At 67.3% G+C, this 19,232-nt stretch carries 20 protein-coding genes and 2 tRNA genes; 11 read left to right on the forward strand and 11 right to left on the reverse strand.

The window, feature by feature from the left end; genetic code table 11:
• Positions 1-2 precede the first annotated feature (2 nt).
• The 6 genes from IB228_RS12020 to IB228_RS12045 are packed head-to-tail and all read right to left on the reverse strand — an operon-like array spanning position 3 to position 4,293.
• Positions 3-1,676: an AMP-binding protein gene (locus IB228_RS12020; RefSeq protein WP_192198687.1), complete on the reverse strand. Its 1,674-nt coding sequence runs from the start codon at positions 1,674-1,676 to the stop codon at positions 3-5.
• Entirely contained in the window at positions 1,669-2,223 is a 555-nt protein-coding gene (locus IB228_RS12025) for a hypothetical protein (RefSeq protein WP_192198688.1), read from the reverse strand. The genes IB228_RS12020 and IB228_RS12025 overlap by 8 nt, the downstream gene beginning before the upstream one ends.
• A gap of 18 nt (positions 2,224-2,241) precedes the next feature.
• Positions 2,242-2,496 (reverse strand): acyl carrier protein, encoded by a 255-nt coding sequence (locus IB228_RS12030; RefSeq protein WP_141452713.1) that lies wholly within the window; start codon positions 2,494-2,496, stop codon positions 2,242-2,244.
• A gap of 22 nt (positions 2,497-2,518) precedes the next feature.
• On the reverse strand, positions 2,519-2,779 hold the full coding sequence (locus IB228_RS12035; protein ID WP_141452712.1) for a phosphopantetheine-binding protein: 261 nt from the start codon (positions 2,777-2,779) through the stop codon (positions 2,519-2,521).
• Positions 2,766-3,581: a lysophospholipid acyltransferase family protein gene (locus tag IB228_RS12040; protein ID WP_183636643.1), complete on the reverse strand. Its 816-nt coding sequence runs from the start codon at positions 3,579-3,581 to the stop codon at positions 2,766-2,768. Before IB228_RS12040 ends, IB228_RS12035 begins: the two co-directional genes overlap by 14 nt.
• Entirely contained in the window at positions 3,547-4,293 is a 747-nt protein-coding gene (locus IB228_RS12045; protein ID WP_343227074.1) for a beta-ketoacyl synthase chain length factor, read from the reverse strand. Before IB228_RS12045 ends, IB228_RS12040 begins: the two co-directional genes overlap by 35 nt.
• Positions 4,294-4,431: 138 nt before the next feature.
• On the opposite strand from IB228_RS12045, the gene IB228_RS12050 reads away from it, so the two are divergent.
• Together IB228_RS12050 and IB228_RS12055 are read left to right on the forward strand one after the other, a co-directional pair.
• A tRNA-Ala gene (locus IB228_RS12050) sits at positions 4,432-4,507 on the forward strand.
• 58 nt (positions 4,508-4,565) lie between these two features.
• Positions 4,566-4,641 (forward strand) — tRNA-Glu (locus tag IB228_RS12055).
• Between the two features lie 244 nt (positions 4,642-4,885).
• Here IB228_RS12055 and IB228_RS12060 read toward each other — a convergent pair.
• On the reverse strand, positions 4,886-5,374 hold the full coding sequence (locus tag IB228_RS12060; RefSeq protein ID WP_141452711.1) for a DUF1249 domain-containing protein: 489 nt from the start codon (positions 5,372-5,374) through the stop codon (positions 4,886-4,888).
• Between the two features lie 130 nt (positions 5,375-5,504).
• The gene (locus tag IB228_RS12065) at positions 5,505-6,323 is read right to left on the reverse strand and encodes a pyruvate, water dikinase regulatory protein (protein ID WP_183641052.1); all 819 of its coding nucleotides are present in this window, start codon (positions 6,321-6,323) and stop codon (positions 5,505-5,507) included.
• Positions 6,324-6,473: 150 nt separating this feature from the next.
• Here IB228_RS12065 and ppsA point away from each other — a divergent pair, with 150 nt between their 5' ends.
• A complete protein-coding gene (gene ppsA / locus IB228_RS12070; RefSeq protein WP_192198689.1) occupies positions 6,474-8,864 on the forward strand; it encodes a phosphoenolpyruvate synthase in 2,391 nt (796 codons plus the stop codon).
• A gap of 10 nt (positions 8,865-8,874) precedes the next feature.
• Positions 8,875-9,822, forward strand: coding sequence for a mechanosensitive ion channel domain-containing protein (locus IB228_RS12075; protein ID WP_192198690.1), 948 nt, complete (start codon positions 8,875-8,877; stop codon positions 9,820-9,822).
• A gap of 673 nt (positions 9,823-10,495) precedes the next feature.
• Here the strand turns inward: IB228_RS12075 and orn are convergent.
• On the reverse strand, positions 10,496-11,056 hold the full coding sequence (gene orn, locus IB228_RS12080) for an oligoribonuclease (protein ID WP_192198691.1): 561 nt from the start codon (positions 11,054-11,056) through the stop codon (positions 10,496-10,498).
• 95 nt (positions 11,057-11,151) lie between these two features.
• On the opposite strand from orn, the gene IB228_RS12085 reads away from it, so the two are divergent.
• Positions 11,152-11,604 (forward strand): DUF2721 domain-containing protein, encoded by a 453-nt coding sequence (locus IB228_RS12085; RefSeq protein ID WP_183636655.1) that lies wholly within the window; start codon positions 11,152-11,154, stop codon positions 11,602-11,604.
• 75 nt (positions 11,605-11,679) lie between these two features.
• Here IB228_RS12085 and tadA read toward each other — a convergent pair whose 3' ends face one another.
• Positions 11,680-12,159 carry a tRNA adenosine(34) deaminase TadA gene (tadA, locus tag IB228_RS12090; protein ID WP_192198692.1) on the reverse strand — a complete coding sequence of 160 codons (480 nt, stop codon included), beginning with the start codon at positions 12,157-12,159 and terminating at the stop codon, positions 11,680-11,682.
• Positions 12,160-12,549: 390 nt separating this feature from the next.
• Between tadA and IB228_RS12095 the strand changes: the two genes are divergently transcribed.
• The 6 genes from IB228_RS12095 to IB228_RS12120 all read left to right on the forward strand — a co-directional run bounded on the left by IB228_RS12095 (position 12,550) and on the right by IB228_RS12120 (position 18,512).
• Positions 12,550-12,846: a hypothetical protein gene (locus tag IB228_RS12095; RefSeq protein WP_192198693.1), complete on the forward strand. Its 297-nt coding sequence runs from the start codon at positions 12,550-12,552 to the stop codon at positions 12,844-12,846.
• Positions 12,843-13,145, forward strand: a complete 303-nt coding sequence (locus tag IB228_RS12100; RefSeq protein WP_192198694.1) for a hypothetical protein — start codon at positions 12,843-12,845, stop codon at positions 13,143-13,145. Before IB228_RS12095 ends, IB228_RS12100 begins: the two co-directional genes overlap by 4 nt.
• Before the next feature lie 57 nt (positions 13,146-13,202).
• Complete coding sequence (mgtA, locus tag IB228_RS12105) at positions 13,203-15,962, forward strand: magnesium-translocating P-type ATPase (RefSeq protein WP_192198695.1); 2,760 nt, start codon at positions 13,203-13,205, stop codon at positions 15,960-15,962.
• 33 nt (positions 15,963-15,995) lie between these two features.
• The gene (locus tag IB228_RS12110) at positions 15,996-16,733 is read left to right on the forward strand and encodes an MgtC/SapB family protein (RefSeq protein ID WP_192198696.1); all 738 of its coding nucleotides are present in this window, start codon (positions 15,996-15,998) and stop codon (positions 16,731-16,733) included.
• An 88-nt stretch (positions 16,734-16,821) separates the two neighbouring features.
• A complete protein-coding gene (locus IB228_RS12115) occupies positions 16,822-17,877 on the forward strand; it encodes an ATP-binding protein (RefSeq protein WP_192198697.1) in 1,056 nt (351 codons plus the stop codon).
• Positions 17,874-18,512 carry a response regulator gene (locus IB228_RS12120; RefSeq protein ID WP_192198698.1) on the forward strand — a complete coding sequence of 213 codons (639 nt, stop codon included), beginning with the start codon at positions 17,874-17,876 and terminating at the stop codon, positions 18,510-18,512. The genes IB228_RS12115 and IB228_RS12120 overlap by 4 nt, the downstream gene beginning before the upstream one ends.
• 164 nt (positions 18,513-18,676) lie before the next feature.
• Here IB228_RS12120 and IB228_RS12125 read toward each other — a convergent pair whose 3' ends face one another.
• Positions 18,677-19,105 (reverse strand): YciI family protein, encoded by a 429-nt coding sequence (locus IB228_RS12125; protein WP_192198699.1) that lies wholly within the window; start codon positions 19,103-19,105, stop codon positions 18,677-18,679.
• Positions 19,106-19,232: the final 127 nt, after the last annotated feature.

The raw sequence follows: 19,232 nt of genomic DNA on the forward strand, positions 1-19,232 counted from the left end.
GTTCAGTGTCCTTCCTGCGCCGCGAACACGACCCGGCCACTGGCGTGCGGACCATGCGCGGAGGTGTACTGGAATGCCAGCGTCGATTTTTCCGCCGCCCATTGCAGGTGCAGGCGGATGCGGTCGCCCGGACGCGCGACGCGCTGGAACTTCAGCGCCTCCATGCGCAGGAACCGCGGCGGCAGCGGGAAGGCTTCGCGGCCGAACCGGATCGCCCAGTCCAGTTGCGCCACCCCGGGCAGGATCGTCGCCTGCGGAAAATGACCGTCGAACACCGCCAGATCCGCGTCCAGATCCAGTTCCAGTTCGGCGGCCAGCGGTTCGCGCACGCGCCAGTGCGGTTCCAGACGCTCGGGCCGGAACAGCGCGGTCAGCGCCCGCTCGGTGACCTTGCCCTGCGCGTTGACCGGCAGGGCCACCGCGTAACGCCAGCGGCGCGGACGCGCGACCGCGTCGTGGCGGCCGGCCAGATGTTGCGACAGCTGCTGCGACAGCGCGCGGCGGCCGTGTTCGCGCAGGTACTCCCAGCCGGCCTCGTTGGGCACCACCACCGCCACCAGCGCGTCGCGCGCGCCGGGCAGCACGCAGACGCGGGCTTCGGCCACCCGCGGATGACCGGCGATGTCGCGCTCCAGTCCATCCAGCGACACCCGGCGCTCCTCGACCTTGACGATGCGATCCGCCCGCCCGAGCAGGCGGAACCCGTCTCCGTCGGCGTGTACCCGGTCCTCACTGGTCCACCACTCCCGCGCCTGGGCCAGGTGCGGCGAGCGCACCTGCAGGCGTCCGTCCTGGACCCGCCAGGCCACCCCGGGCAGCGCGCGCCAGGCCGGTTGCTCGTCGTCCCAGCGCCGCCACGCGATGCCGCCGGTCTCGCTGCTGCCGTAGATTTCGGTGGGGGCCACCCCCAACCAGCGGCGGGCTTCCAGCGCGGCCTCGGCCGGCAAGGCGCCGCCGGAGGAGAACACCGCCCGCAATTGCCCGCCCAGCGAGGCCCAGTCCAGTTGCTGCGGCAGCCGCTTCAGGTGCGCCGGGCTGGCCACCAGCAACGCCGGTTGCCCGGCCAGGGCGGCCAGCAGGTCCTCGTGGAAGAAGGTACGCGGCGCGATCGGCCGGCCGGCCGCCAGCGGCCACAGCACCCGGAACAGCAGTCCGTAGATGTGCTGGTGGGACACCGTGCCATGTACCGTCGCCGCGCCGAGGTCCGCGCCGAAAGCGGCTTCCAGCGCTTCCACCTCCCGCGCCAGCTGATCCAGCCGCTTCTCGATGGCGACCGGCTCGCCGGTGCTGCCGGAAGTGAACACCAGCAACCGGGTCGCGGCCTCATCCAGCGGCGCCAGGACCGTGTCCGGAATCACGTCGGCGGGCATCACGCCACCATCCGCGAAGTCGCCGGCGAAGCCATCGACCTGCCCGGCCAGCCGCTCACGGGTGGCCGGCAGGTTGTCGGCGCACAGGAATACCCGCTTGCCGGCGTGCCAGGCGCCGAACAGGGCCGCGGCGAAGGCGGTCGCGTCCTCGAAGTACAGCGCCCAGTCACGGCCCCCGGCGCCGGCGAATGCCGCCTGCCAGGCCAGTACCCGGGTCCGGAACGCCGGGTGATCCCAATCCGGACCGACCCGCCGTCCGGTCCGGGCATCGACGGCGACGCGGTCCAGCGGCAGCCACTCACTCATGCCGGTGCGCCGCCCGCACGCGCTGCCGCACCAGCCACTCGCCCGCGAACAAGGCGCCCATCAGCAGGTAGGCGATACCGCCGTTGTAGAGCGCCCAGACGCGATCCGTGGTCCATAGAGCCGTTGCCAGCGCCAGTGCGCCATTGAAGATGAAGAACACGCACCACACCTGGGTGACCCGGCGGGTATAGGCGACCGCGCGCGCCGGCAGATCCGGCTCGCTCACGCGGGCGATCCGCTCCACCACCGTGGGCGGGAAGCGCAGGCTCACCGCGAACACCACCAGCATCACCGCGTTGACCAGCGCCGGGTACAGCTTCAGCGGCAGCGCATCGTTGAACACCGTGGTAAGCGCGGCCAGAATCGCCGCCCCGCCCGCCGCCGCCAGCCATACCGGCTGGCGGGTCGCCAGCGCGCGCAGCAGCGCCAGCGCCATCAGCAGGAGCGCCAGCCAGCGCGGCTCGAACCGGCCCAGCGCCAGGTAGACGACCAGCGGATAGGCCAGCGACAGGGCAATGAACAATGCCGCGCGGACCCGGTTCGCCATGAGCGCGCCGCGCCTTGATCAGGCGGCTTGGTCGCGGATCAGGCCATACAGCACGTCGACGACGTCCTGCACCGTGCGGACGGTCTTGAACGCGTCCGGTTGCAGGTTGCGGCCCAGCAGCGGCTTGAGCTGGACGATCAGATCGACCGCGTCGATGCTGTCGATGTCCAGGTCGTCGTACAGGCGCGATTCCGGCGTGATCTTCGCCGGATCGATTTCGAAGGTGTCGTGCAGGATCGTGGCGATCCGGTCGAATAGTTCGTTCTTGGTCATTTCAGTCCCCTCGCCGCGCCCTTCACGCCGCCCGCTGCGACGCGACGAACTCGGCCAGCGCGCGCACGCTGGAAAAATGCTTGCGGGTCTCCTGCGAGTCCGCCGACAGGCTGACGCCGTAGCGCTTCTGCAGGGCCAGGCCCAGTTCCAGCGCGTCGATCGAATCCAGCCCCAATCCTTCGACGAACAGCGGCGCCGCCGTATCGATGTCATCGGGACCGATGTCCTCGAGGGACAGGGCGGCGATGATCAATTCCTTGATCTCGTGCTCAAGTGCCTGCACGCGTTTCCTCTCCAGAAAAATAATGCGTCAAATAGTCGGTGAGCCGCCTGGCGGCTGCCGCGTCCCCTCCGGTTCCGGACTCGGCGGCGTTCAGGAACCGTGCGATCGGCAGGTCTTCCTGAACGTCCACCACCACATGGAACCGGCGCGTGGGCACACGATACCATTTCTCCCCTTTCCCCAGCGTCATCGGCGTGCAGCTCAGCCTGACCGGCGTGATGTCCAGGCGGCCGCGGACGGCGATGTTGGCGGCCCCGCGCTGCAGCTTCGGCGGCTGCCCGCGCACGGTCCGGGTCCCCTCCGGAAAAATCACCAGGTTGCCGCCCGCCTTCACCGCCGCGATGCAATCGTCCACCAGTCCGGCGCCATCGTCGTTGGATACGTAACCCGCGGCCCGGACCGGCCCGCGCATGAACGGATTGCGCGCCACCGCCGATTTCACCACGCAATCGGCGTTGGGCAGCAGCGAGACCAGGAACACCACGTCGATCAGGGTCGGATGGTTGGCCAGGATCAGCAGGCCGTCGCGTTGCAGGCGCTCGCGATGGCGGATTTCATAGGTCAGCAGGCCCAACCGGCGCATCAACTCCACGTGCGCGGCGAAACTGCGCTGCACGGCGCGCCGGACCAGCCTCCGCCGGCGCGACGGGTCACGCACGAACCATTGCATCGGCGGGAACACCAGCACCCTCAGCACCAGCCCGCCGACACCGAAGGCCAGGAAACTCAGGCCGGTGCCGAACACCCGCCAAAGATGGTCCAGGCGGTCACCCACCGTGGCGCCACTCCCATTGCCGCCCATCGGCCACATGCCGCAGGGTGCCGGAACCGGCCAGCACGAATCGCAATACCTCCAGACTGTGCGGCAGGACCGCGGCTTCCGGCACGCCCGCCTCCGCCGGCACCGCGCCGCAGCCCAGTCCCACGGCGATGCCGTCGCCGCGATCCGCCGGCGCCACCCGCCAGCACCAGGCGTGGAAAGGATCCGGTTCGTCCCTGAAATCGGCATACACCTCTGGCAGCGCGGCGTCGTAAACCACCACCAGTACTTCGGGCGAACCATCCCCGAGCAGTCCCGCCGCCTCCACCAGCGCCGCTTCCGGCGTGGCGTGTCCGGCGGCGAGCGCCAGATAGTTGCCACGCTCGCCGCGCACGATCGAATACAGCGCGGCGATCGCGTTGTGCACGGAGAGTCCGAAGCTGGTCGGCGACAGGGTTTCGCGACGGCTCAACGATTCCAGCAGTTCCACCGAGCAGGCCACGTCGCCGTGCCGCGAGGCGAACACGAACGGAATGCCTTCCGCCTCCGCGCGCTGGCACCAATAGGCGGTCTGGATCGCCATCCGCCCCAGGCGATCGATTCGCCGCCGCTGCATCGCCGGTACCTCCCCCAGCGCCGGCGTGCCCTCGCCGTGGGGCGGAAACGGCTGGCGCGCCCATTCGCGCCACGCCTCGGCGGTTTCGAGTCCGGGCGCCCAGGCGGCCCATTCGGCGATGGTGAACTGAATCCTCACGATGCTGCGATCCGCCCGGTTTCTGCGAGCGCCCTATTCCACCGGATGTACCCCGAATCCGCCACCGTGAAATTTTTTTTTCACGGATGCTTGCAAGTCGGCAAAGCCCCCCCTACAATTTCGCTTCTCCCGCCGCGTGGGGCCATAGCTCAGCTGGGAGAGCGCTTGCATGGCATGCAAGAGGTCGCCGGTTCGATCCCGGCTGGCTCCACCAACTTTCCAGGCATTAGGCCGTCTGGAAAGAAAAATTTAAGCGGCAAAGTTTCAAACGCGTCCCCATCGTCTAGAGGCCTAGGACATCACCCTTTCACGGTGGCGACCGGGGTTCGAATCCCCGTGGGGACGCCAATTTTGAAGAAGCAATCAGGGCTCGGGAAACCGGGCCCTGATTGTTTTTGCGTTGCCGGAATAACGGGAAACTGGCTAAGGAAAGATTCTGCACGGGCTGACGAAACCCGCCTGGTTCTTACTGTGCGAATGGAATGTTGTACGACTGGCGGTTCGTTACGCGCGCACGCGTTGCACGCTGCCTTGTCCGCATTGCCCGCCTGCGCAGGAATCGGTTTCGACGTGCAGGCCAATCCGAGTCGAACTAGGCCGCGTCGAGCGCGGCGGTTTCCACCGCCTTCAACGTCGCCACGCCATGTCCCTGGTCAGCCAGGTATTCCAGCCATTTGCCCAGGAAGGTATTCATGCGCATGCGATGGCTGATCACTTCCGCCGGCGGCGGGTACAGGCCGATCACGTCTTGCCAGCGGCGGCCGACGTAGCAATGCGTGGCCTCGGCCTGGTGGGCGTCGCGGTACAGGCGCACGAAGGCGGAAGGATCCGGTTCGCCGGTCAGCGGATCGCGCAGATCGTAGGTGAGCCTGAGTTCGACCGTGTAGCGGTGGGTCTCGATCACTTCCAGGCGCACGTCCAGGCCGTCGCCGACCGAGGAAATGTAGGTTCCCGCGGTCAGGTGGTCCGGCGCGAACAACCGCATCAGGCGCACGTGGTTTTCCGCATAGAGCGCCATCAGCCAGCCGAAGCGGCTGAGCTTGGGAATGCGTGCCTGGCGGTCGGTGGCGGGAGGTTGCATGGGGCCGATGCTACACGCTGGCCGGCGCCGGCGGCAGCATTGACGGCATCGCCCGGGAAGCCTAAGTTAAGGTTTCCCGCCGCCGGAATTCCGCGGCGCGTCCCGGCCCCTTCCGGCCCGCCTCCCCGCCTCAGAACATCTCGCGCTGCAGCCCCAGCGTGGACAGCACCTTGCTGGAGATTTCCTCGATCGACTTGTTGGTGGTGCTCAGGGTGGGAATGCGCTCCACCTGGAACATCGCCTCGGCCGCGGCGACCTCGCGCTTGCAGGTATCCATCTGCGCATAGCGGGAATTGGGACGCCGCTCCTGCCGGATCTGGTGCAGGCGATCCGGATCGATGGTCAGGCCGAACAGCTTGCGCCGGTAAGGACGCAGCCGCGGTGGCAGGCGATCGGTTTCCAGATCCTGATCGGTCAGCGGATAGTTGGCCGCGCGCACGCCATAGTGCAGCGCCAGGTACACGCAGGTGGGCGTCTTGCCGGCGCGCGACACCGCCACCAGGATGACGTCGGCCTCCTCGTATTCCAGCGCGATGCCGTCGTCGTGGGTCAGGGCGAAGTTCATCGCGTTGATGCGGCGATGGTAGGTCTCGAAATCGACCAGGCCGTGCGCCTGGCCCACCCGCGACTGCCGGGGGGTCCCCAGCTCGCGCTCCAGCGGTTCGATGAACGGCGCGAACACGTCCAGCATCAAGGCGCCACTCTCGGCCAGCACCCCGCTCAGGGCCGGATCCACGCAGGAATTGACCACGATCGGCCGGGCCCCTAGCGCGATCCCGGCCCGGCGGATGCGGTCGGCCGCGTCCCGGGCCTTTTCCTCGTCGTCCACGAAGGAAATCCGGTCGGTCTGGAAGCGGAAACCGGTGAACTGCGTCAACAGACTGTGACCGATGGTTTCGGCGGTGATGCCGGTACCATCGGAGACGTAGAACACCGGCCTGGTCACCAGGCCGCCCTGGTCCGGATTCACCACGAAACCCCCTTCAGATCAAGCTTGTCTGCAATTGGTATTGCATAGCATCATAGCGCCTCTTTCCCCACGGACACGGCCCGGCCGATGGTCTCGGCGCGGCGCACGGTCAGCTTTGGAGCTTAACGCTTGAACGAGAACATCCTCTGGCTGCATGCGTTGCGCCTGTCCGATCTTGCCCGTGTCGGCGGCAAGAATTCCTCGCTTGGCGAAATGATCGGCCACCTGGCCGGCCTGGGCGTGTCCGTGCCGGGCGGCTACGCGACCACGGCCGAGGCGTTCAAGGCGTTCATCGCCCACAACGACCTGTCCAAGCGGATTTTCGACAAGCTGGCCACGCTGGATGTCGAGGACGTGCCGGCGCTGACCGCCGCCGGTCGCGAGATTCGCGGCTGGGTCATCGACGCCCCGCTGCAACCGGACCTGGATCAGGACATCCGCACCGCCTACGCGCAGCTCTGCGCGGAAAACGGCGGCGGCGAAGTGGCGGTCGCGGTGCGCTCCTCCGCCACCGCCGAGGACCTGCCCGACGCCAGCTTCGCCGGCCAGCAGGAAACCTTCCTCAACGTCACCGGCGCCGATGACGTGGTCCACAAGGTGAAGGAAGTCTTCGCCTCGCTGTACAACGATCGCGCCATCGCCTACCGCGTGCACCACGGCTTCAAGCACGAGGACGTGTTCCTGTCCGCCGGCGTGCAGCTGATGGTGCGATCGGACGTGGGATCCTCCGGCGTGCTGTTCACCCTGGACACCGAATCCGGTTTCCGCGAGGTGGTGTTCGTCACCGCCAGCTACGGCCTGGGCGAGAACGTCGTGCAGGGTGCGGTGAATCCGGACGAGTTCTACGTCTACAAGCCCACCCTGGCGCAGGGCAAGCCGGCGATCCTGCGCCGCGCCCTGGGCAGCAAGCAGATCCGGATGGTCTATTCGGACAAGCCCGGCGAGCGCGTGCGCAACGAGGACACCCCGGCGGAACTGCGGAGCAAGTTCTCCATTTCCGATGCCGACGTGCAGGAGCTGTCGAAGCAGGCGCTGGTCATCGAAAAACACTACGGCCGCCCGATGGACATCGAATGGGCGAAGGACGGCGTCAGCGGCAAGCTGTTCATCGTGCAGGCCCGTCCGGAGACGGTGAAGTCGCGCGCCAAGGCCACCCAGATCGAACGCTACGCGCTGGAAAAGCGCGGCACGGTCATCGCCGAAGGCCGCGCGATCGGCCAGAAAATCGGCAGCGGCGTGGCCCGCGTGGTGCGCTCGCTGGATGACATGAACCGCGTGCAGGCCGGCGACGTGCTGGTCGCCGACATGACCGACCCCGATTGGGAGCCGGTGATGAAGCGCGCTTCGGCCATCGTCACCAACCGCGGCGGCCGCACCTGCCACGCGGCGATCATCGCCCGTGAACTGGGCGTGCCGGCGGTGGTCGGCACCGGCAACGCGCTGGACAGCATCGCCGACGGCGTGGAAGTGACGGTCAGCTGCGCCGAGGGCGACACCGGTTTCATCTACGACGGCGCCCTGCCCTTCGAGCGCACGACGACCGATCTGGACAACATGCCGCCGGCGCCGCTGAAGATCATGATGAACGTGGCCAACCCCGAGCGCGCGTTCGATTTCGGCCAGTTGCCGAACGCCGGCATCGGCCTGGCCCGGCTGGAAATGATCATCGCCAGCCACATCGGCGTGCATCCGCTGGCGCTGCTGGAATACGACCGCCAGGACCTGGAAACCCGTCGCAAGATCGACGCCAAGATGGCCGGCTACGCGGACCCGGTGAGCTTCTACGTGGATCGCCTGGCGGAGGGTATCGCCACCATCACCGCTTCGGTCGCGCCGAACCCGGTCATCGTGCGCCTGTCGGACTTCAAGTCCAACGAATACGCCAACCTGATCGGCGGCACCCGCTACGAGCCGCATGAAGAAAACCCGATGATCGGCTTCCGCGGTGCCAGTCGCTATGTCGATGCCTCGTTCGAGCCGGCCTTCGCGCTGGAGTGCCGCGCGGTGCGCAAGGTCCGCGACGAGATGGGCCTGGACAACCTGTGGGTGATGATCCCGTTCGTGCGTACCCTGGAGGAAGGCCGCAAGGTGGTCGAAGTGCTGGCCCGCCACGGCCTCAAGCAGGGCGATGGCGCTACTGGCGACAAGCCGGGCCTGAAGATCATCATGATGTGCGAGGTGCCCTCGAACGCCCTGCTGGCTGACGAGTTCCTGGACATCTTCGACGGCTTCTCGATCGGATCCAACGACCTGACCCAGCTGACCCTGGGCCTGGATCGCGACTCCAGCATCGTCGCCAACCTGTTCGACGAACGGAACCCGGCGGTCAAGAAACTGCTGTCGATGGCCATCCAGGCCGCGCGCGCCAAGGGCAAGTACGTGGGCATCTGCGGCCAGGGTCCGTCCGACCATCCGGATCTGGCCGAATGGCTGATGCAGGAAGGCATCGAGTCGGTGTCGCTGAACCCGGACACCGTGGTCGATACCTGGCTGCGTCTGGCGAAGCGAAAAGCGGCATAATCCGGGCCGCATGGCCCTGATCACCCTTCCCACCAAGACGCCCGCCGCGGCGTCCACGCCCACCGCCACCCGTGCGTTCGACTGGAGTTCGATCGACTGGATGGCGGTGCTCACCAACTGGGCGATTGCCGCGGCCATCGTGCTGCTCGGCTACTGGCTGTCCAAATGGATCAGCCGGATCGTGTACCGCGCGCTGACCCGCGGCGGAGTCGAGGCGACCCTCGCCGGCTTCCTGCGCAATGTCTGCTACGCGGTGATGATGGTGGTGGTGCTGATCGCCGCGCTGCAGAAGATCGGCGTACCCACCACCTCGGTGCTGGCGGTGGTCGGCGCTGCCGGCCTGGCGGTTGGCCTGGCGCTCAAGGACTCGCTGTCCAACATCGCCTCCGGGGTGATGCTGATCGTGCTGCGTCCGTTCCGCGACGGCGACCACGTGCAGGCCGCCGGACTGGAGGGCGTGATCGAGGAAGTACGCATCTTCCAGACCCGGCTGCGCACCTTCGACAACCGCCTGATCGTATTGCCCAACAGCATGATCACGACCGCGCCGATCATCAATTTCACCGCCAAGCCGCGTCGCCGCGTCGACATCCTGGTGGGCGTGGGCTACGACGACGATCTGAAGCAGGCCAAGGACGTGCTGCTGTCGCTGGCGCAGGCCAACCCGCTGGTGCTGGCCGATCCCGCGCCGCTGGTGCTGGTGAGCAGGCTGAGCGAAAGCAGTGTCGACCTGACCCTGCAGGCGTGGGTGAAGACCAAGGATTTCGGCGATGCCCGCAGCCAGCTGACCGAAGCGGTGCGCACGGACATCATCGGCCACGGCCTCAACATCCCGTATCCGCAGCGCGATCTGCATGTCTACCACCACAACGCCGACGGTACCCCGCTCACCCACCTCATCACCCGCGCCGTCGCCGATGACGGCGATGTGGCGCCTCCGGTGACGCCCGCGCCCTGACCCGCCCGTTCCTGTGGGAGCGACGTAAGTCGCGATTACCTGAGTGGACGACGACAGTCCGGTGTTGACGAACCATCGGGTCGCGACTGACGTCGCTCCTACCGCCAACTACCTCCTGTAGGAGCGACGTAAGTCGCGACCGGATACTCTCCGAACGGGGCGACCATCGCGACTTACGTCGCTCCCACAGGGACGGGAAAAGCGCGGCCTCAGCCGGCCAGTTCGGCCAGGTGCTTGCGGTAGGGGCGTCGTCCCCGTCCGTCGCGGTTGCCTTGCCGGGTCAAGGCGGTTCGCTGCCGATGATCTATCGGGTCGCGACTTACGTCGCTCCTACAGCCAACTACCCCATGTAGGAGCGACGTAAGTCGCGACCGGATACTCTCCGAATGGGACGACCATCGCGACTGACGTCGCTCCCACAGGGACGGGAAAAGCGCGGCCTCAGCCGGCCAGTTCGGCCAGATGTTTGCGGTAGGGGCGTCGTCCCCGTCCGTCGCGGTTGCCTTGCCGGGTCAAGGCGGTTCGGTGTTGATGATCTATCGGGTCGCGACTTACGTCGCTCCTACAGCCAACTACCCTATGTAGGAGCGACGTAAGTCGCGACCGGATACTCTCCGAACGGGGCGGCCATCGCGACTCACGTCGCTCCCACAGGGACGGGAAAAGCGTGGCCTCAGCCGGCCAGTTCGGCCAGGTGCTTGCGATAGTGGCGCAGTTCCTCGATGGAATCGCGCACGTCGCTGAGCGCGGTGTGCGCGGCCTGCTTGCGCACGCCCTCCAGCACCGGCGGGGCCCAGCGGCGCGCCAGTTCCTTGAGCGTGCTGACATCCAGGTTGCGATAGTGGAAGTACTTCTCCAGCCGCGGCATCAGGCGGTGCAGGAAGCGTCGATCCTGGCAGATGGAATTGCCGCACATCGGCGACGCGTTGGCCGGCACCCATTCGTTGAGGAAGGCCACGGTCAGCGCCTCGGCCTGGCCCAGGCTGACCTGGCTGTCCAGGACCCGCTGCCACAGCCCGGACTTGCGATGCTGGTTGCGGTTCCAGTCGTCCATGGCTTCCAGCGCCTCCAGCGGATGGGCGATGGCCAGTTCCGGCCCCTCGGCCAGCACGTTCAACTGCGAATCGGTGACCACCGTGGCGATCTCCAGGATGGAGTCTCCGCCCGTGTCCAACCCGGTCATTTCCAGGTCGATCCAGATGAGTCGGTCGTTGTTCGCGTTGCTGGCTGTCATGCACCTGTCCGTCGGGGAATGAGGCCGGGAATCCGGCGCGTTGCGGGAAATCCGCGTGATGTCATCATAACGCAGACGCCCACCACGACCGGCCCATGAACAATTTCGCGCACTATGCCGTCCTGACCGCGATGCTGGCGCCCGCGTTCTTCCTGACCGCCACCGCCTCCCTGCTGCTGTCGGCCAACAACCGCCTGGCCCGCATCATCGACCGCGCCCGCACCCTGCTGCGCGAGCTGGTCGACGTCGAGGACGAGCACGAACGCCAGCTCTACGAGATGCGCATCCGCCTGCAGCGCCGCCGCAGCCTGATCATCCTGCGCGCCGGCCAGCTCCTGTACGCCGCGATCAGCTGCTTCGTCGGCACCAGCCTGGCCGTGGCCGTCGACACCTTCCTCGAACACCGGCTGGGTAGCCTGCCCACCTGGCTGGCGGCGGTCGGGGTCCTGGCGATGCTCGCCGCCAGCCTGTTGCTGGCGCGTGAATCCACCCTGGCGGTGACCGCCATCAACGAGGAAATGGACCACCGCCACGTCAAGCGCCGGTAGAGCGGAGCTTGCTCCGCTGACGCGGTGCTCTTTCCTCCCGGACAAGCTGCGGAAAGCAGCGGAGCAAGCTCCGCTCTACAGGAGCGGGCGGCCGCGCTTGGCGCGGAAATAGTTGGTCAAGCGACGGCTGGCTTCTTCTCCCAGCACGCCGCCCTGCACTTCAACGCGATGGTTGTGGCGCGGGTTGGTCAGCAGATCGAACACGCTGCCACAGGCGCCGGTCTTCGGATCGGCCGCGCCGTAGACCACCCGCGCCACCCGCGCGTGCACCAGCGCCATCGCGCACATCGCGCAAGGCTCCAGGGTGACGTACAGGGTCGTGCCGATCAGCCGATGGTTGCCCAGCGCCTGCCCGGCGCGACGCATGGCGACGATCTCCGCGTGCGCGGTGGGGTCGTGTTCGGCCAGGTTGCGGTTCCAGCCCTCGCCCAGCACCTGCCCGTCGGCATCCACCAGCACCGCGCCCACCGGAATCTCGTCATCCTCGCGTTCGGCACGCTCGGCCAGCGCCAGCGCATGCTGCATCCAGCGGATATCGTCGTCGGGCGTGGCCATCTTGCGGGGTGGATTTCGGCGAGAAGTGCGCCATCGTGGTCGAAGCGGGCCACGAACGTCAATGTGATGGCCGGTACGCGGCCCATGGCGCGCGCGCCATGCCATCCCCTATATACGCAGGTATATCCCGGCCAAACCACCGCAGCCTAGGCGTGCCGCGATGGCGCGCGGATAATTCCACCATCACGCAACGGCGGTCGATGACCGCGCCGATGCGTCTCCCGCTTCCGCGCACAGGTGCGCTTCCCGGAGATTTCCCATGGACCCCGACCCTGACGGGCGCTTCGCCGCGTCCCCAACCACATCGTCCCGCACACAACCGGCGCCGCTGCCGGGGTCCCTTCGCGCCTGATCGCCTGTGACCCCGCGGGCGTCGTCCCGGAGGTCACCATGAATCGCACGTTCCTCTATCCCGCGCTGCGCGGCGCCCTTTGCGCACGCGATGTCGTCGCCTTGCGCCGCCTCTATGCAGAGCATGGCGCCGCCGCATTCGCCGGCGCGCTCTCCACCTGTTCCTCGCGCGTCTCGGCCGATGCGTTGTCGTTGCTGCCGTTGCGGGGCCGGATCCGCGTCCTGCCGCATCTGCCGCCGCCAGCCCGCGCGCAGTTGGAATCGCTGTGCCGTCCCACGCGCGCCACCGCATTGCCAAGCGCGTCCATCCCGCTGTCCGGTGGATATGGCCCATGAAGACGCGCCCCTCGCAGGCGTCCGTCGCCCCGCCGAACTTCCATTTCTTCCGTGTCAGCCTGCGCCTGCGCACCGGCTGGAGCGACACGGTCGAAGCCCGCATCCGACGCGCGCGCGGCCTGCATCTCAGATTCGTGCACCGGCGCGAACAGGCCATCGTTCTCGGCATCGACGCGCCCGGGGAAGGACGCCGCGAGCTGGCCCGGCTGGTGCGGCTCATGTCCTGCCATCCCGGCGTGCGCGCCGTGCGCTGGGAAGTCGTGCCCACCACCGCCGATGCGTTCGAACCCCTCGCCTGAATCGTCCGGCCGACATCGCGTCGTCGTGCGGTTGCCCTTCCCTTCCAGGAGTTTCCCATGAACCTGCTCAAGACCTGGTTCGATGCCTTTCTGCGCAGCCGCCGCGCCGCCGGCCTGTTCGGCCGTCGCGCGATGCCCGAGGCCGGCTTCGGCCGGGCCGATGCACGCACGGCTCCCCTGCTTCCGTCCCGGACCCTGTCGCAGGTGGCGCGGGACGATCTGCCCGCCGCGCTGTCGCGGCTGGCGTCCCACGAGGACGGCCTGAGCCTGGCCGAAGCCGCGGAGCGCCGCGCGCGCTTCGGTCTCAACGAGGTCGATCACGAAAAACCGCTGCCGTGGTGGCGACACCTGTGGCAGTGCTACCGCAATCCCTTCAACCTGCTGCTGACCGTGCTGGCGGCCGTTTCCTACCTCACCGAGGACGCCAAGGCGACCGTTGTCATCGGCATCATGGTGCTGCTGTCCACCCTGATCCGGTTCTTCCAGGAAGGGCGCTCCAACCGCGCGGCCGAGCGACTCAAGGCGCTGGTCGGCAACACCGCCACCGTGATCCGGCGCGACCTGGGCACCGAAGCGGCCGATGTCGCCGAGCGCTACTTCGGCACCCGACTGCATTCGCGCCGTCCGCCCAGCCGGCAGGAAGTCCCGATCCGCGATCTGGTGCCCGGGGATCACATCGTGCTGTCGGCCGGCGACATGATTCCCGCCGACTGCCGGGTGCTGGTCGCCAAGGATCTGTTTGTCGCCCAGGCGGCGATGACCGGCGAATCGCTGCCGGTGGAAAAATTCGCCGAGGCCAGCAGGGTCGAAGGCGGCGCGCTCGAACAGAACAACCTGTTGTTCATGGGCACGAACGTCGTTTCCGGCACCGCCACCGCACTGGTGGTGGCGACCGGTGCGGAAACCTGCTTCGGCGCCGTCGCGCATCGGGTCACCGCCAGCGACCATGCGCCCACCGCGTTCCAGGCCGGCGTCAACAGCGTCAGCTGGCTGCTGATCCGTTTCGCCCTGGTGATGGTCCCGTTCGTGCTGCTGATCAACGGCTTCACCAAGGGTGACTGGATGGAGGCGTTCCTGTTCGCCCTGTCGGTCGCGGTCGGGCTGACCCCGGAAATGCTGCCGATGATCGTCACCTCCACCCTGGCCAAGGGTGCGGTATTGCTGGCGCGGCGGAAAGTCATCGTCAAGCGGCTGGACGCGATCCAGAATTTCGGCGCGATGGAGGTGCTGTGCACCGACAAGACCGGCACCCTGACCCAGGACCGGATCGCGCTGGAACGCCACACCGACGTGTTCGGGAACGATTCGGAGGACGTGCTCAAGTTTGCCTACCTCAACAGCCACTACCAGACCGGATTGAAGAACCTGCTGGATCGCGCGGTGCTGGAGCACGTGGAACTGCAGACCGAGCTTCGGCTCGCCCAGGACTACCGCAAGGTCGACGAAATCCCGTTCGACTTCGAACGCCGCCGGATGTCGGTGGTGGTGTCCGAACGCGAGGATCACCACGAACTGATCTGCAAGGGCGCGGTCGAGGAAATGCTGGCGGTCTGCACGCAGGTCCGCGACGGCGAAACCGTGGTGCCGCTGGATTCCCGGATGCTCGCGCGGGTCCGCCGGGTCACCCAGGAGCTCAACGAGGAAGGCCTGCGGGTGGTCGCGGTGGCGATGAAGGAAACCCCGCCCGCCCGCGACGCCTATTCCGTCACCGACGAACGCGATCTGATCCTGGTGGGCTACGTGGCCTTTCTCGATCCGCCCAAGGAATCGGCGGCGCCGGCCCTGCGCGCCCTGGCCGACCATGGCGTGGAGGTGAAGGTGCTGACCGGCGACAACGAACTGGTCGCCGCCCGGGTGTGCTCGCAGGTCGGCCTGGAAGGCGACGCGGTGATCACCGGTCCGCAACTGGACCGGATGACCGACGCCAGCCTGACCGCCGCCGTCCAGCGCTACCGCGTGTTCGCCCGACTCACCCCGCTGCACAAGGAGCGTCTGGTGCGCGCCCTGCGCGGACAGGGCAAGGTGGTCGGCTTCCTCGGCGACGGCATCAACGACGCGCCGGCGCTGCGCGCGGCCGACATCGGCATCAGCGTGGACGGCGCGGTGGACATCGCCAAGGAGGCCGCCGACATCATCCTGCTGGAAAAGAGCCTGATGGTGCTGGAGGAAGGCGTGATCCAGGGCCGTCGCACCTTCTGCAACATGCTCAAGTACATCCGCATGACCGCCAGTTCCAACTTCGGCAACGTGTTCTCGGTGCTGGTGGCCTCGGCGTTCCTGCCGTTCCTGCCAATGTTGCCGCTGCAACTGCTGGTGCAGAACCTGCTGTACGACGTGTCGCAGATCGCGATCCCGTTCGACCACGTGGACGAGGAACTGGTGCGCCGGCCGCTGAAGTGGAACCCGGGCGACATCGGCCGCTTCATGGTGTTCTTCGGTCCGATCAGCTCGATCTTCGACATCACCTGCTTCGTGGTGATGTGGCATGTGTTCACCGCCGACACCGTGGCCGAACAGGGCCTGTTCCAGTCCGGCTGGTTCGTGGTCGGCCTGCTCACCCAGACCCTGATCGTGCACATGATCCGCACGCCGCGGCTGCCGTTCGTGCAGAGCTTGGCCGCGCCACCGCTGCTGGTGATGACCGGCGTGATCATGCTCATCGGCGTGCTGTTGCCCATGAGTCCATTGGCCGGCTACTTCAAGTTGCAGGTCCTGCCCACGGGCTACTGGCCGTTCCTGGTCGCGATCCTGCTGGGCTACGCGATCCTGACCACGCTGCTGAAGCGTTTCTACATCCGCCGCTTCGGTTGGCAATGAGCGGGCGCGAACGCCGCCCGCGAGGAAGTCCCCATGAATCTGGACCTGAATCTGCCCCCGTTCGACCCGGGGGCCACCCTGAGCTCGCTGATCAGTCTGGCGACGGCATTCCTGCTCGGTTCTCTGATCGGCTTCGAGCGCCAGGTGCGGCAGCGCACCGCCGGGCTGCGCACCAACACCCTGGTCGCCGTGGGCGCGGCCGTGTTCGTGGATCTGGCCGTGCGTTTCCATGCCCTGTATGGCGGCACGCCGGGACCCTTGCAGGTGGTCGCCTATGTCATCTCCGGCATCGGCTTCCTGGGTGCGGGCGCCATCATGAAGGAAGGCGCGCAGGTATCCGGCCTCAACACCGCGGCCACCCTCTGGGGTTCGGCGGCGGTCGGCGCCTGCGCGGGCGCCAAGCTGCTGCCGGAAGCGGTGATGGCCGCGCTGTTCGTGCTCGTCGCCAATACCGTGCTGCGACCGGTGGTCAATCGCATCAATCGCCGCCCGTTGCAGGAGGAGTTCAGCGAAGCGATCTATGCCATCCACGTGATCTGCGAGCGGGCGGCGCAGGCCGGCGTGCTGCAGCGGACCACCGATCTGCTGGAGGACGCGCACTATCCGATCCGTTCGCTCGAACAGCAGCCCTTCGGCACCGATGAGGTCGAACTCGAAGCGGTCCTGTATGCGACCGCCGTCGAGGCGGACGAACTGGATGCGGTGATGGCCACGCTTTCACGTTTGCCCGGCGTATCGCAGGCCTTCTGGAACGCCAGCGCCGAGGAATGAATCCCAGCTCGGTGCCCGCGGGGCGGTGCTATCCTGCGCTGCCGGCCGCGCCTGTGGCGCCGCCTCCGGGACACTGATACCAAGGATCATGCGCTCCCCCTCCTCCCGCCTGAGCCTCAGCATCGCCATCGCCCTGGCGATCATGGCGGCCATTTTCATCGCCGATACTTCCACCGACTACGCGGTGGCCGCCGCCGGTTTCTATACCGTGGTCATCCTGGCGGTCGCCCATCGCCTGTCCGCGCGCCAGCTTGTCCTGCTGGCCAGCGCCTGCATCGGGCTGACCATCCTCAGCTTCGCTCTGACCGGGTTCGGCAGCTACCGGGTGGGCCTGATCAATTCCGCCATCGGCATCGTGACCATCGTCGTCACGACGTACCTGGCGCTGAAGATGGAGGCCGCCCGCGCCACCGCGCAGGAAGCACAGGCCCAACTGTTGCGGGTAGCGCGCGCATCCACTCTGGGCGAGTTGACCGCGTGCATCGCCCACGAGGTCAACCAGCCGCTCGCCGCGATCGTCACCAGCGGCAACGCCTGCCAACGCTGGCTCGCGCAGGCGCCCCCCAATGTGGACAAGGCGCAGCAGGCGGTCGAGCGCATGCTGGGCGACGCCCAGCGCGCCAGCGAAGTCATCGTCCGCATCCGCGGCATGACCCGCGGCCAATCGCTGCAACCGCAGGCATTCGCGATCAATCCGGCCATCGAGGAGATCCTCTCGCTCTCGCGCGCCGAGCTGGAGCGCCATCAGGTGGACATCGCCCTCGATCTGGCCGACGACTTGCCGCCGGTGTTCGCCGACCGCGTGCAGGTGCAACAGGTACTGGGCAATCTGGTGCTGAACGCGGTGGAGGCGATGTCAGGCCTGCCCGACGGACCGCGCACCCTGGGTCTCGCGACCGCACGCGGCGCGGCCGGTCATGTGCTTGTCAGCGTTTCCGATACCGGCGGCGGCCTGCCCTCCGCGGCGGCCGATCAGATTTTCGAGGCGTTCTGGACCACCAAGGCCGATGGTCTCGGCCTGGGCCTGAGCATCAGCCGCAGCATCATCGAGGCCAACGGTGGCCGGATCCAGGCGCGCAACCAGGCCGAAGGCGGCGCGCTCTTCCAGTTCGAACTGCCCGTGGTACCGGGGGCCTCCGCATGAATCAGCGACGTTCCAGCACGCCCGCCGAACCCGCCCCGCTCGTCCACCTGATCGACGACGATCGTTCCGTGCGCGCGGCGCTGGAGGATCTGCTGGCGTCCGTTGGTCTGCGCGTGCGCGCTTTTGGTTCTGTCAGCGAGTTCCTTGGCGCCCCGCGCGAGGATGTGCCGGGCTGCCTGATCCTGGACGTGCGCATGCCGGGCCAGAGCGGCATGGATTTCCATCGGCAGATGGGGGAGCTGGACATCCATCTGCCGGTGATCTTCATCACCGGCCACGGCGATATCGCCATGGGCGTGGAAGCGATGAAGAACGGCGCCGTGGAGTTTCTGACCAAGCCGTTCCGCGATCAGGATCTGCTGGACGCGATCCAGCAGGGCATCGAACGGGACCGACAACGCCGCCGGGAGGAAGGGGCCATCGACGAGCTGCGCCAGCGCTGGGCTTCGCTCAATGCCGGCGAGCTGGCCGTGGTACAGGGCGTGGTGCGCGGGCGGCTCAACAAGCAGATCGCCGCGGACCTCGGGGTCAGCGAGATCACCGTGAAGGTCCGCCGCGCCCAGGTCATGCGCAAGATGCAGGCCAGAACGCTGGTCGATCTCGTACGGATGTACGACCGCCTGCAGGCGTCGTAGCGATTCACTTCCGCGCATCCGGCGCTGCCGCATCCACATGGTTGCCGGACCGCCGTTGCCCGCCTGGACCGGCCACGGGCACGGAGGCATCACCGCGACCTCCCAGCCTCCGCGCCCGCCGCCGCCCCGGCTTTCTCGTCAAGGCGCGCGGCGTGTTGGCGACATCAGGCGACGCCCAGCTTCCCGCGTTCTCCCTCACGGGGCGCGGCGAGTTCCTCGGGGCTCACGAATTCGGCCAGATCCGCCGCTTCGTAGAACGGCCGGATTTCGATTTCGCTCGGGCCCGACATCGGCGCGCGCCTCGCCCAGGCCATGGCCTCGTCGATGTCCTTGACCTCCCAGATCGAGAAGCCGGCGATCAGTTCCTTGGTCTCGGCGAACGGTCCGTCGGTGACCGTCAGGTGGGCGCCGTCGTAGCTGAGGCGCTTGGCCTCGTCGTTGTTCTTGAGGCCGGCGGCGGCCACGAAGACGCCGGCCTGGACCAGTTCCTCGGTGAACCGATCCATCGCCGCGAAGGCTTCAAGCGCCTCGGGGGTGGGATCGCCAATCCTGTCGCCACCCTCGATGGCTTTCACGAAAACCAGTACGCGCATGTCTGTCTCCAGATGTAGTCCGCCCCATTGGCGTCTCATCTGGACGACGAACCAGCGGAGCGGCTATCGACGCACCTCGAAATCTACCCAACAACATGTAGCAAATGATTGTTTCAGAACGTTTCTT

Source organism: Pseudoxanthomonas sp. PXM04 (assembly GCF_014851695.1).
GTDB classification, from domain to species: Bacteria; Pseudomonadota; Gammaproteobacteria; order Xanthomonadales; family Xanthomonadaceae; genus Pseudoxanthomonas_A; species Pseudoxanthomonas_A beigongshangi.